The sequence below is a fragment of the Paenibacillus nuruki genome (assembly GCF_963311185.1).
Taxonomy (GTDB): Bacteria; Bacillota; Bacilli; order Paenibacillales; family Paenibacillaceae; genus Saccharibacillus; species Saccharibacillus nuruki.
This window is the reverse complement of record NZ_OY725677.1, coordinates 2,084,550-2,098,830: the sequence shown is the minus strand read 5'-3', so window position 1 is coordinate 2,098,830 and position 14,281 is coordinate 2,084,550. Positions and strand designations below refer to the sequence as shown.

The window sequence follows — 14,281 nt, the reverse complement described above, 5'->3', positions numbered from 1 at the left end:
TATTCTTGCCGAAATGAAAACTATGTCTTAATACCTATATTCTCGCGAAGCACGCGGATTATTCCTTTTCAGGGAGTAGTCCGCTTTTTTGTGATTACATATGAATTTAACAGAAATATATGCTAACTAAATAAGTACTTGGAAGAATCCTATTTATCCCATATAATGATGCAAGTGGTATACCATTTAGTCTTAAATACCTAGATCAGTTTACCAGCAGAAAAGATTACGATTGGAATAGAAATACAGCAACTACATATCACAATTTGAAAGATAGAGGAGTATTTTAAAATGAAAAAATTAATCAGTTCCGTATTCGCAGTAGCAACACTTTCGGTAATGTTAAGTCCTTTGATGCAGACAACCAATGCTACTACGTTCAAAGATGTTACTTCATCTCACTGGGCAAAAACAGCAATCGATGAAGCTGTATCTAAAGGATATTTCAAAGGATATGCAGATGGTACGTTCAAGCCGGGTGCCCAAGTCACACGTGCCGAGTTCGCTGTTTTGCTAGATCGTGTGTCTGTGAATGAGAAAGCCGAAGGTAAAGGCAGTTTTGCAGACCTTGCAGGCAATTGGAGTGAAAAAGAAGTGAATGAAGCGGTAGCTAAAGGATTTTTGACTCCTTCTGATTATCCCAATGGATTCAAGCCGACCACTCCCCTTACTCGCAAAGAAATGGCAAAATGGATGTCTTCTGGTCTAGCAACAGCTAGTACAGATTATAAGCAAGCCCTTACCGATACTGTAGATACAGTCGTACCGGTAGCCGAATATTTTAAAAAAACCATGAGTAAAAGCGAATACCCTTATGTATCCCTGATGATGGGAACAGGTTTAATGTCTGGTTATGCAGATGGAACCTTCGGCGGCGGAAAAACCACTACACGCGCAGAAGCAGCTGTTATTCTGGTACGGTTAGCCAATGTACAGAAACAATCAGCAGATTCATTTACAGGGTTGAAGGAGTTAAGAGCTGTAGGTACGACAGGAACGAATATGGAAGTGATCACTCCGTTTAGTAGTGGAGTAACTTCTTTTAAGAATGTACAAGGGAAAAAAATGAAGTTTCGCAATGGAGCCGGTTATTCTAGTTTAAATTATTTAATCTTTGTCGATAGTAGAGATTGGAATAATAAAAAAGGGATTTATGCGTCTGTATTTGTAGGGAAAGAAGATAAAAAATATAACTATAATAATGTATACACTTTATTTGAAAATCAAACTATTTATCCTACAGCTAATGACTTTGGACTATCCCATTATATGAATAGTAGTTTAAGCAAAATTGCAGTAGGGTCTGCTATACAAAATACTTTACCTGATAAATATGGATATACGACTTTACCAGTATTTGAAACAAAAGAAGTATTCAAAAAATACCTTAATAACAATAGTGGGGTGAATTTATGGGTAGCTAATAATATTTTAATATCAAGTCCGGATGCTTCTTATATAACAACAGATGGGTCAAGATTTGTTGTGTTAGATAACAAATAATTAAAGGCGGTTAATATGAAACAAGTATTTATATTATTCTTCGTTGGAATTATATTTTTTTCTGCTCAAAATATAATATATTCGGCAGAAGAAACAAATTATCCTAATAATATTGAATTAGTGCCAAAACAATTCGCAAAGCTTCAAACCTTAAAAATATCCTTAAAAGGAGCATCTACACCATTACCTAAAGTTGTTTGGACACAAACAGACGAGTATAAATGGACTGCTTCGAGAAATGAAGGCATGGATACCTACAAAGTAGAAGGACAAGGAAGTGGAAGAAATGCTCGTCCTGTCCCTACAGAAGTAACAGATAAGATCACCGTTGAAAAATATCCACCAGAAGATATGCATGATACACTTGGACAGGTTTATAATCAGAAGTATATTTCTGATTTAGGTTTCGAAACTATAGATGAAGTTCCAATTAATAGTTACAAATTAAAAAGTCTTAAATACAAAAAAGGTGATATTTTTGCAGTTATTTCTACTGAAACTGGTTATGGTTATATAAATAATGAAATTGGAGTATTTGCAAAACGTGAAGATGATACAGAAAAATTGTGGGTTGCATATTATACGCCTTTAAATATCAATTACACCGGACATGTCATCGAAAAGAAAGAAATTCAAGTCAAATCGGATGCAACATTGCAAATTGACGATACCGAACAACTAACTGCTGAAGTACGTACGAAAGCTTACAATGAACAAGAATTTACAGATAACTGGATTGATGTGACGCATCGGGATCAGACGAAATGGGAATCGTCTGATCCTGCGATTGCTAGTGTGGATCCTGCTACAGGAGAAGTAACTGCCCATGCTACAGGAACAGCGCAGATTACAGCATATTGGTCAAAAGATCCGTGGAGTCTCAAAGATAGTGCTACTATCACTGTAGGTGCAGCCGAAGAGCCACCGACAACAGGTCCTTCAGCAATATGTACGATTCCTCAAGCAGGTCAGCAATTAACTGGCAATTACATGGATCCAATGGTATCCGCGATGATCAAAGCCGATCGACGAGGAAGCGAAATGTTCGATGTCGCTCAAGGGATTCCGACTTCGGAAAGTCTATATGGTAATGTATTTGCATTGAATTATCTTTCTCAACATACCTTTACAGAATATACAGGGGAATGTACATATCGAATATCGGTTAAACGAACGTACAAATTAAAATGGGATGATGGAGAGAAGAAAGATACCAAAACAGTTAATTATTCCTTTGATATTCAGCGACCGTATGCATTTTGGAAAATCGATCAATTGGGAGTATACGGAATTAAGCAAGCTACGCTGAATAACTATGCGTTTGCAGATAATAAGATTATAATTTCTCCTAACAACTATATACCGCCATCTTATTCTGTTTTAACTACAGGTACCTATTATGCTCCTAAGAATCCTGGTAATCAGAATGGAGGTACCAAAAACTTAACAAAAAGTGGAAGTAGCCGTCCTACCATTCCAGATGAAAGCAGCGATATGAAAAGAAAAGCTGAAAATGCTGTAGGTAATGTAGAAGTAGAAAATGATAATCTGAAGTTTAACAATGACATCATTATGGATAGTACACGAACGATTAAAAAAGGACCAACGCCTAAAGCGATGCCTATGCCTACTATGATTAGCAAAGATACGCTTTATAGTACTAACCATATGATTCCCAAAACCAAAACGAATCTAAAAAATGCACCAAGTACAGGTACGATCGAATATAATCTTTTACCGGGAAATATTGATGGCGGAGCTAACCAGACATTCCCGATTAATGGCATCAATACGGTTACTGTCCATACCCCTGTAGTCAATTATTCATTGGTGTCTGATGATCAGAAACATAATCAGAAAACAGTACCTGATGCGTACAGTTCAGCGCTTATTTTGGATCGTCCTTTTTCAGTGCGTATTCCTACTGTTGGACAGCATGTGAATTATCCGGGTTATGGCAATCGAGACTATGCGAAGTATATACGTACAAAGCAGGTTCAATTTCCGTTTGACACTTATAATAAAGAGCAGACTACATTTATTCCTAAAAACACATGGGTAGATGTACCTGTTAATCAATTGGATACAACATTCTTTTTGCCAGTCTGGGTAGATGAAGGTAAATACGATGTTTTATTCCGTACGATTGCTGAAAATGCACCATCTTCGTTTACCGTACAGCACAATGCCAATGTAACATTAGATAACCATGTAGCTGTCGAAAGTGTACCAGTAGAAGTGATTGGTCGTGTCTATGATTTTCATATTACTGATATTGCAGATTACAACTGGCAGATCGTATTTCATCCGTGGCAAAATCTAGCTGTACCTGATGGAACATCGTATTGGGTAGGGGACAATGGTATTGATGGAGCACCTCGTGGAAATACAGCGCCTTATGTACTACCAGTACGTCAGGGAAGTCATCCTTTTTACAGAAATCTAGCAGTGAAAACGGGATATCACTTTAAATTTGATTTGAAAACAAAAGGGAATATGTTCGGTTCAAAAGATGGCATTCGAATTACACCTACATTTCGTTATGTACCACGGCAAGGTGGCACTCCTTTTCCAGTTGATGTGTATTATTCAACAGCGACAGAGAATTTGATTAAAATAGGATCGCCTCAAGATACAGTGCAACGGTATACCATTTTGAATGATCCAACACGTCATGTACCTGAAGAAGAATTGAAAAATACGGCTTTGTATATGTATGATCTTCTTTTACAAGAACAAGCACTGCCGTCTAAAACTAAAACACCAAATAAAGTGGCTCATTCTCAACCATCTACACCATTGACTTCATTTTGGAATATAGCATGGGAACGTGCAGTATCGTCCATCTGGCAAGATCTTACCGGACTCTCATGGGAAACGGTAGCGATTCAAGAGGAACAATCACCTTTGTCCATCATACCTGTTACTCCGACTAATCCAGAAGAAGCGATTGCAATGTTCAGCAAAGCCAGCCATACGCGCAAAGTCAATATCGGTAACTTTACCCATCTATTATTGACTCAGCCATTACGTACATTAATCGGTCCACAACAACATTTACCTCAAGGAAATAATACAATGCGTTCTTTGGCTGCTGTACAAAAGTGGTATGGAGAATACAGCTTGCCGTCAGATGTATATGTAGTCAAACAAGGGACATCTTTGCAAGACGTTAGCGGTTCTACAAATACCAATCGACAACAATCTGCTGAACAAAGTACAGATAGTACCAACAAAAATAATCCAGTAAATAACAGTGCCAAAGGATTAGATGAACATTCGTCTGTCTTTTTAACCGATGGCTATATTGTGGTTAACTTTGATATTGAAACGATCCAACAAGGAGATACCGATCATCCTCATCTACAATATATCCATGCACCACTTATGAACCAATGGCAATTGGAAGGATTTCAAAAGCAATTTAATGATCCTTGGGGATATAATTTTCAACTCAACGATGGAGATGTACTTTTCTATCATACAAATAAAGGCAGTCGTAATGATTTTCAATCGTCAGTTACGCATTAAAATATAAATCTATAGCAAATGATAGATGATAAACCATCAACCAAATGCAGAAGTCTAAAGGGAAAATGAAGAACAACAATCAAAAAAGGAAAAATAAAAAAAATGACGAAAGATCGCAGATTTTATAATGAGTAATGTTCGTTAATTAGCGATAAATATACTTTTATTAAAAAATAATAAACATATAAAATCAATTTATACGAACTATTATTCAAATTAACACTTGACCGTTCGCTTATTTTTTTGTAAGATACCACTGTAGCCAATAGAGATGTATAGGCGCTACAGTGGTATTTTTACGCAATGATCTTATTCAGTATTTAGTATGAATACATCTTACTCGTACAATAAGAATAGAAGTTACAGCGTAAATGATCGTGTTATATTCAATGACTTGTTGATCCTACATTTTAATGATTTTGATATCTAATATATTCGTATATCCCCGAAAATAAGGTTTGGGGGTTTCTACAAGGGACCATAAATTCCTGACTACGAATAGTGTGCTTTGGCATATCTATTCAACAGTCAGGATTTTTTTGTGCGTTCACCCCATATTACTCAACTCAGGAGGACATTATGAACCATTATGATTGTATTGTTGTAGGCGCAGGACCAGCAGGGATTTTTGCATGTTATGAATTAACTCGTCAAGCACCCGATTGGAAAGTATTGTTGATCGATAAAGGGCATGATATTCATCGTCGCAGTTGTCCGATTATGGAAGAGAAGATTCAATTATGTCCACCTCCCGCAGGTAAAAAAGATTATGCTGGCTGTCTACCCGCTTGTTCAGTAACCGCAGGTTTCGGTGGAGCAGGCGCATATAGCGATGGTAAATTCAATATTACTACTGAATTTGGAGGATGGTTAACCGATTATCTTTCCCCTTCGAAAGTAATGGAATTGATTCGTTATGTGGATGATATCAATCTAGAACATGGAGCTACTCGTAATATTACCGACCCTACAACAGATACTATTCGTGATATTGAGCAACGTGGATATGCTTCAGGTTTGAAATTGCTTCGTGCCGAAGTTCGTCATTTGGGAACCGAGCAGAACTTGGAAATTTTAAAATCTATCTATAGTTATTTAACTTCACGCATTGATATGGTATTCAAAGCAGAAGTAGAAGATATTATCACGACCAAAATCGAAGGTAAACACCGCATCACAGGTATCACTACCAAAAAAGGAGAGACCTATGAAGCACCGATGGTGATGATTGCTCCCGGACGTGATGGTTCTGCATGGTTAACCGACATTTTGAAAAAACGTCGTCTAAAAATGTACAATAATCAGGTGGATGTAGGTGTGAGAGTTGAAACGTCTGATGTGGTGATGCGTCAGATCAATGAACATTTATATGAAGGTAAATTTATTTTCAATACTTCGGTTGGGACAAGAGTAAGAACATTCTGTAGTAATCCTTCCGGTCATGTGGTCGTTGAGAATCATAGTGGTGTGATGGCGGCAAATGGTCATTCATTTAAAGATCCGGTACTTGGTTCTGCGAATACGAACTTTGCTCTACTGGTATCGCACAAATTTACAGAGCCATTTGATAAACCCAATGAATATGCTCGTGAAATCTGCCGTCGTGCTAATGATCTATCGAGCGGTGGAGTGATTGTACAGAAATATGGTGATATTCTTCGTGGTCGTCGTTCGACTAGAGAACGGATTAATGAGGGATTCCTTGAACCTACACTTAAAGAAGCGGTTCCCGGCGATCTAGGATTGGTGTTACCTTATAACACGATGAAAAGCTTGATCGAAATGGTAGAAGCGTTAGAAGGTGTAACACCGGGTATTGCTTCTGAACATACATTATTCTACGGTGTAGAAGCTAAATTCTATTCTGCTCGTCCAAAGTTAGATGAACATTTAGAAACTGAAATTGATGGTCTATATTGTGGTGGTGATGGTGCAGGGGTAACCCGTGGACTAGCACAAGCAGGGGCGGCAGGAGTATGGATTGCTCGTAATATGGTTAGCAAAGCAGGAGCAACCACAAAAGTACCTGCTACTGTAGTATAAATAAAATAAATGTGGCGGTATGATCATCTTATTCTATAGATATATAGATGCGGATAGATTCATGACAAGAGATCAGATCACTTTTGATAAGTGCATCTGATCTTTTTTTAATTCATTATAGTTTGATATAATCAGTAGAAGTTGAACAACGAAAAGAGGTTAATATCGTGCTATATCCATCACCATCTTCATCTGACACACCGGATGAATCGAATCCAGAACATGCCGCTTCCTATATCTATACTTATGCTTGTCATGAAGATGAGTATGAGCTATGTCAGTTAGAATTACGTTCGTTATTTACCTATAGAACATCGGAGTCCACATTGCATGACCGTTATCTTGAAACGAACATGGCTATATCTCCCAACCGTAGCCCTTTTATCCACTATCGGATAGCTGTGCAATATGAAGCTAACACATTAGAACAATTAGAAATGATAGTACAGAGCATCCAATTACAAGAGCAGACGTTCAAATTAATGTGCCTTGATGCAGAACAGTTATTTACCTATGATGAAAAACGTTCGATAGAACGCCAAATAGGCATGAATATTCGCGGCAAAGCTCAAATGAAAAATCCACAAATCATGCTAGGGATTACATTTGCCAATCATCGCTGGGTGGTAGGAACATGTATAGCTTCTGAACCTGTTTGGCTTCACCATAATGATAAACCCAAACATTACTCTACAGCACTCAGTACACGGGTCGCTAGAGCCGTCGTCAATATTGCTGTTCCACAACCTACAGGAATAACAATGATTGATCCTTGTTGTGGCATAGGAACGGTGTTGATCGAAGCTTTATCTATAGGTATAGACATTATAGGTTATGATCTTAATCCTTTAGCAGTGCAAGGAGCACGAGAAAATCTATCTTATTACGGTATGCCAGATATTGTGAAGATAGCAGATATGCGAGAATTAGAAGGACGCTATCATGCGTTAGTTTTGGATTTACCTTATAATTTGTGCTCTGTGCTAAGCAGTGAAGAACGATTAGATATGCTTGCCAGTAGCAAACGTCTAGGAGAGCGTATTCTTATTCTGGCGACAGAACCTATAGAAGATTCTATCGAAGCTGTAGGCTTACAAGTGATCGAAGTCTGCCATATTCGCAAAGGAAAATTTGTACGCTATCTATTTATTTGCCAATAACATCAAGTTCATATGAGACTATAGATGCAATTTTTACTATTTATTCGACCATTGGATAAAAAAACTATAAATTGTGTGTGAAATTTAGTAACATGTAAACAACCGGTATGTGCCGGGAGCTTACATACAGAGAGGATGTATACCCTATGAAATTTAGTGAATTTCCTTACGAACGCCCGAATTTGGATGCGGTTAAAGTTACATTTGATGAATTGTTAAGTCAATTTGTAAATGCAACTACGTTTCAAGAGCAGGATCGTGCGATGGCTGAAATTAACAAGTTGTTCAATACGTATTCAACTCAAGCACAACTTGTCTATATTCGCCATTCTATTAATACGAATGATGAATTCTACAAAGCAGAGCAAGATTACATGGATGAAATCGATCCTCTGTTTCAAGAGTACATAGACACGTATTATAAGGCACTGGTTACTTCTGCGTTCCGTACCGAATTAGAGCAAAAATGGGGTAGCCACCTATTCGCATTAGCTGAAATGAAACTTAAAACATTCCATCCGGATATTATTGCAGATTTGCAACAAGAAAATAAGTTAACGACTGCTTATGCTCAATTGATTGCATCGGCTAAAATTCCGTTTGAAGGGGAAGAACGTACCCTTTCTCAATTAGCACCGTTTGGTTTATCTAAAGATCGTGATATGAGACAACGTGCAGGCGAAGCTCGTTATGGATTCCTTGCTGAACAAGGCGAAGAATTGGATCGTATTTATGATGAGTTAGTTAAGATTCGTACAACGATTGCTCACAAGCTAGGATACAAAACATTTACAGCATTAGGATATGCACGTATGGGACGTACCGATTATGGTCCTGAACAAGTAGCTAATTTCCGCAAACAAGTTCAGGAGTATATTGTCCCAGCAGCAGCGCGTTTGAAAGAACGTCAACGTGAGCGTTTGGGATTAGAGCGCTTGTCTTATTTTGATCAAGAGTACTCTTTCCCTACAGGTAATCCGACGCCTAAAGGTGATCCTGAATTTATTATCCAAAACGGTGCACAAATGTATAAAGAATTGTCGCCAGAAATTAATGAATTCTATGAATTTATGATGGAACATGAATTGATGGATTTGTTAAGTAAAAAAGGTAAAATGGGTGGCGGTTATTGTACCTTTATTAATGACCACCAAAGTCCATTTATTTTTGCTAACTTTAATGGAACATCGGGCGATATTGATGTACTGACACACGAAGTAGGGCATGCTTTCCAAGTCTATGAAAGCCGTCATTTTGAAGTGCCTGAATACACATGGCCGACCTCAGAAGCCGCCGAAATTCATTCGATGAGTATGGAGTTCTTTACATGGCCATGGATGGAATTGTTCTTCAAAGAAGATACAGAGAAATACAAATTCGATCATTTATCCAGCGGGTTAATCTTTATTCCTTATGGAGTCGCTGTCGATGAATTCCAACATATTATTTATGAAAATCCAGACTTCACACCAGCAGAGCGCAAAGCGGCTTGGAAATCGGTAGAAGAGAAGTACCTACCATTCTGGGATCAAAGCGATAATCTATATCTGCAAAGTGGAGCTTACTGGCAAAAACAAGGTCATATTTATGAATCGCCATTCTATTATATTGACTATACACTGGCTCAAATCTGTGCTTTCCAATTCTGGAAACGGATGAATGAAGATCAGAAGCCAGCATGGGATGATTATCTTCAATTATGTCGTGCAGGTGGAAGCAAACCATTTACAGAGCTTGTGAAAGTAGGCGGGTTGACGTCTCCATTTGAAGACGGTTGTGTAGCTTCAGTGATTGGTAATATTGAAGATTGGTTGAATAAAGTAGACGATAAGAAATTGTAAATTCTACTAACCAAGCGATAAGATTTTCATATCAATAAATGTATATATGTACAAAAAGGCTGACTGCGATCTTTGATCCATGTCAGTCTTTTTTTGCATTTAACAAATCAACAGCACAAAATGATACTGTGGCTAACAATTGGCTTGTAAGATGGATAACGTAACGTGATTGCTTGGCAAATATTCTTTTGATGCGATGAATGTGCATGTATACTAACCGATGCTTTACATATTTTATATATTGAGGGGGCTAACGATGTCTATCGATCAGTCTATGCATATGCCTATTCGTTGGATCGTATCAGATGTAGATGGCACTTTACTAGATACACACCAACAGATATCTCCATATATTCAGCAACGTATTCGTACATTTACAGAACGTGGAGGATACTTTACTTTAGCTACAGGTCGATCACTAATGAGCGTACAACCGTTTATAGAATTATTGCATCTAACCAATCCTCTGATTCTATATAATGGAGCCAAGATCTATGATCCGCTACAAGCTTGCTTTCTTGAAGAGCAATTTGTCTCTAAATCGCATGTACAGTGGATATTTAATCACTACTATAGTATTCGTCAGCCCTTTGATCTGGACTTGCTTGTATTTCATCAGGAACAGATTTACTGCACACGAATTACGCCTAGAATCCAGTGTTGGATTGATAAAGAGCAAGTGGAAGTACAAGTGATTACTTTGATGGGATTAGAACATATTGCTGAACAAATTACTAAGATGATGTTACTGGGCGAGCCTGAATCGTTAACTCTTTTTCAGCAACAGATTGAATTTCTAAATACCGTTAAATCAGAACATGACATTTTAGAAATATTGCCTTTTGGGATAAACAAAGGAACAGCCTTACAACAATTAATTACGATGACAGGTAGTCAGCCTGATGAAGTGCTAGCTGTAGGGGATCATTTAAACGATGTAGAAATGATTAAGCTAGCAGGGCATGGTGTAGCGATGCAAAATGCACATTCAGATCTCAAAAAAGTGGCCAATTGGATAACGGTAAAAACAAATAATGAAGAAGCATTGGTTGAAATTATTGATCATGTTGAACAGAGCTGGACTGAACAATATAATCCAGTAATTAGATAAAATGTGAAGCAAACCATCTTTTTTGGCTATAGGCTAAAAGAATAGGTTTGCTTCTTTTTTGTGCTGGTTTCTGTATTTTTGTTATGCTAAGCTAATCGTACATTCGGATAGATCAAAGGAGAGTGCATTATGGATCGATTATTTCAAAATCATCGTATTCGGGCTAGACAATCACTAGAAGGTCTATGGGACTTTGGTAAAATGAGAGCGTTATCAATAGACGGATTAGCTGAAAATATAGATTATGATTACAAGCTTGCTGTACCCGGTTGTTGGGAAATGCATCCTCAATTGTTGACTTATCGCGGACATGGGATATATCGCAGATCGATTTATATCGACAATACAGCCCATGTTCGGCTGCTATTCAAAGGTGTGAGTCATACCGCTAAAGTCTATTGGGACGGACAACAAGTAGCTGAGCATTATAATGCTTATACAGCATTTGATACGACTATTATGAATGTAGAGCCGGGTGCTCATGAATTGTGTGTAGAAGTAGATAATTCATTTGGTCAACATTCTGCCCTTCATCTTCCTAATGATTACTATACATATGGAGGTATGATTCGTCCGGTCATAATAGAAATACTTCCGCTACAAAGTTGCTCCATTCAATGGGTTCAATTTACACCTATCAAAGAAGATTGGACAACAGATGAAGAAGGAAACTGGCAAGCAAATGTGCGGATAGCTCTACAGTCTCATGCAGATCATGATATTAAAGGGCACATCCAATTTGAATTATCACCTCTTCAGCAATCCACACTCTGGAAGCAAGAATTACCAGAAATCACGCTAAAAGCTGGACAATATTTGGAATTTACGCACACGTTCACATTTTCGAATATACAGTCATGGAGCTGTGAGCATCCTTATCTTTATGAATGGCAGACTTTATGGTATCAGCATCAGTCGAACACGGTAGAACTTGTAGATGATTGGGTGGAACGGGTAGGATTTCGAACGATCAATACATATGAAGGGAAGTTGTTACTGAATCACCAACCTATTGTGTTAAAAGGGTTCAATCGCCATGAAGATCATCCGATGGTCGGTGCTTCTTTTCCTATCGCATTGATGGTACAGGATCTAGAATTAATGATTCATACAGGTGCAAATGCCGTTCGTACGAGTCATTATCCAAATGATGAACGTTTTCTTGATCTATGTGATGAATATGGAATACTGGTATGGGAAGAAAATCATGCTCGTGGATTGAGTATCGAAGATATGCGTCATCCGCAATTTATAGAGCAGTGTGAACAAGTAAATCGTGAAATGGTCACTCAACATTACAATCATCCATCGATTATCATATGGGCCATTCTAAATGAATGTGCAAGCGATCAAGAAGAAGGTCGAGTTCATTATCAACATCAATTGGAGCAGATTCGTAGCTTAGATCATAGTCGACCGCTTAGCTTTGCTTCTCATCATCGGGAAAATGAGATTTGTTTTGATCTAGCAGACATTGTATCTTTTAATCTCTATCCAGGTTGGTATGGGGATGAAGATCCCGGGGAATTATGCGATCTAGCACGCCAATGGGCAGATCAAGCAGGTGGAAAAGGGAAACCGATGATAATGAGTGAATTTGGAGCAGATGGATTTTATGGCTATCGTTCACCTAATCGTGTCAAAGGCACAGAAGAACGACAAGCAGATATTATTGAAAGTAATTTGAGAGCATATAATGAGCGAGCATATATATCAGGGATGTTTATCTGGCAATTCTGCGATTGTCGTGTTACGGAAGAAGGCATCTGGCCGATGATGCGAGCACGTACACAAAACAATAAAGGAATCGTAGATGGTTATCGCCGTCCCAAACTTGCATATGAAGTGGTAACACGATATTTTAAATAAGAGATGAATGCGTTGGATGGAGAGTGGAAAAAGTAATGAACAATATAGCCCAGCAACTGTTAGCGCAATATTTAGAACCTTATCATCCAGAACAATCTATACCTGATTATCTTGAATATACCTTTGATAAAAATCATCAACAAGATACATGGCAACACAGTCTGAATGTGGCAAAGCAAGCGGTGATGTTGGCAGAACGGTATGGAGCAGATCAACATACCGCTCAATATGCAGGATACTTACATGATCTCAGTACACTATTGACCGATCATGAGAAAGTTATACTGGCAGAGCAACTAGGGATCGAAATATTAGCTGAAGAACGACAAGTTCCTTATGTATTGCATCAGAAATTATCCAGCTGGTTAGCCGCGGAATGGTTCGGTTTGGATCAATCAGATCTGTTAAGTGCGATTACTTGTCATACGACACTACAAGCTGAGCTTGGCACGATGGATAAAATTCTATTTGTAGCCGATAAATGCTCTTGGGCATCAGAAGATTCGGCTCCTTTTATTCATCAGATGAAATCTGCCGCAGAGCATTCTTTAGATGATGCGATTGTAGTGTATTTGGATTATATCTGGCAACAACGAGAGCAGATGGTACTTCATCCATGGCTCAAAGCGGCAAAAGCAGCTTTTGATATGAAGCAAACCGGGCAATTATTAAGTACATTACCAGCGCTCTCACAACCTATTTCTTGGGGACCGGTTACAGCAAGATTCCAACCAATTACTTCGCTAGATGAAATAGATATTGCACAGATTAGTAACATATCGATTGTACCGATGGTAGGCGATCAAGTGGTGATCATGCAATTGGAAGATGGACGCTGGGAATTGCCAGGAGGGACATTGGAAGAAGGAGAACATTATGTAACTGCTCTTGAGCGTGAAGTTATGGAAGAAATGGGGGCAACCCTTATCGATTATCATGTTTTCGGCTATTTTCAATGTATCTCTTCTGCCGAGACTCCTTATCGATCGTATATTCCACATCCTTCTTTTATTCGTCTTACTGTCTATGGACAGGTACAGCTCAATCATCAACCACTTAATCCTCCAGATGGAGAACAGGTCTCTGTAGTAGATGTGGTGAGTATTGAAGAAGCAATCAAGCGCTTATCCGCTACGGGTAGACAAGACCTTGCTGACTTTTATCAGATAGGATATGACATCAGCTTGCGTTCGTGATGAACAGTAGTACAAAGAAAGTGTAGG

General features: G+C 38.3%; 8 protein-coding genes and 1 riboswitch. All 8 genes read left to right on the top strand.

The window, feature by feature from the left end; translation table 11 throughout:
- The first annotated feature begins 291 nt into the window (after positions 1-291).
- The 8 genes from RCP16_RS09055 to yqeK all read left to right on the top strand — a co-directional run bounded on the left by RCP16_RS09055 (position 292) and on the right by yqeK (position 14,254).
- Complete coding sequence (locus tag RCP16_RS09055) at positions 292-1,503, top strand: S-layer homology domain-containing protein (RefSeq protein ID WP_308642237.1); 1,212 nt, start codon at positions 292-294, stop codon at positions 1,501-1,503.
- 120 nt (positions 1,504-1,623) lie between these two features.
- Positions 1,624-5,034 (top strand): DUF5704 domain-containing protein, encoded by a 3,411-nt coding sequence (locus RCP16_RS09050; RefSeq protein ID WP_308642236.1) that lies wholly within the window; start codon positions 1,624-1,626, stop codon positions 5,032-5,034.
- Between the two features lie 415 nt (positions 5,035-5,449).
- Positions 5,450-5,549, top strand: a riboswitch (purine riboswitch).
- 64 nt (positions 5,550-5,613) lie between these two features.
- The gene (locus RCP16_RS09045) at positions 5,614-7,077 is read left to right on the top strand and encodes an NAD(P)/FAD-dependent oxidoreductase (RefSeq protein ID WP_069328446.1); all 1,464 of its coding nucleotides are present in this window, start codon (positions 5,614-5,616) and stop codon (positions 7,075-7,077) included.
- Between the two features lie 167 nt (positions 7,078-7,244).
- A complete protein-coding gene (locus tag RCP16_RS09040) occupies positions 7,245-8,237 on the top strand; it encodes a TRM11 family SAM-dependent methyltransferase (protein ID WP_308642235.1) in 993 nt (330 codons plus the stop codon).
- A 146-nt stretch (positions 8,238-8,383) separates the two neighbouring features.
- On the top strand, positions 8,384-10,078 hold the full coding sequence (locus RCP16_RS09035) for a M3 family oligoendopeptidase (RefSeq protein ID WP_137225097.1): 1,695 nt from the start codon (positions 8,384-8,386) through the stop codon (positions 10,076-10,078).
- Positions 10,079-10,334: 256 nt separating this feature from the next.
- The gene (locus RCP16_RS09030) at positions 10,335-11,189 is read left to right on the top strand and encodes a Cof-type HAD-IIB family hydrolase (RefSeq protein ID WP_308642234.1); all 855 of its coding nucleotides are present in this window, start codon (positions 10,335-10,337) and stop codon (positions 11,187-11,189) included.
- A 129-nt stretch (positions 11,190-11,318) separates the two neighbouring features.
- Positions 11,319-13,058 carry a glycoside hydrolase family 2 protein gene (locus tag RCP16_RS09025; protein ID WP_308642233.1) on the top strand — a complete coding sequence of 580 codons (1,740 nt, stop codon included), beginning with the start codon at positions 11,319-11,321 and terminating at the stop codon, positions 13,056-13,058.
- Positions 13,059-13,093: 35 nt separating this feature from the next.
- A complete protein-coding gene (gene yqeK / locus RCP16_RS09020) occupies positions 13,094-14,254 on the top strand; it encodes a bis(5'-nucleosyl)-tetraphosphatase (symmetrical) YqeK (protein WP_308642232.1) in 1,161 nt (386 codons plus the stop codon).
- Positions 14,255-14,281: the final 27 nt, after the last annotated feature.

Coding starts and splice junctions, on each gene's coding strand:
- RCP16_RS09055 (WP_308642237.1), top strand. CDS start 292: ATGAAAAAATTAATCAGTTCCGTATTCGCAGTAGCAACACTTTCGGTA.
- RCP16_RS09045 (WP_069328446.1), top strand. CDS start 5,614: ATGAACCATTATGATTGTATTGTTGTAGGCGCAGGACCAGCAGGGATT.
- RCP16_RS09035 (WP_137225097.1), top strand. CDS start 8,384: ATGAAATTTAGTGAATTTCCTTACGAACGCCCGAATTTGGATGCGGTT.
- RCP16_RS09030 (WP_308642234.1), top strand. CDS start 10,335: ATGTCTATCGATCAGTCTATGCATATGCCTATTCGTTGGATCGTATCA.
- RCP16_RS09025 (WP_308642233.1), top strand. CDS start 11,319: ATGGATCGATTATTTCAAAATCATCGTATTCGGGCTAGACAATCACTA.
- yqeK (WP_308642232.1), top strand. CDS start 13,094: ATGAACAATATAGCCCAGCAACTGTTAGCGCAATATTTAGAACCTTAT.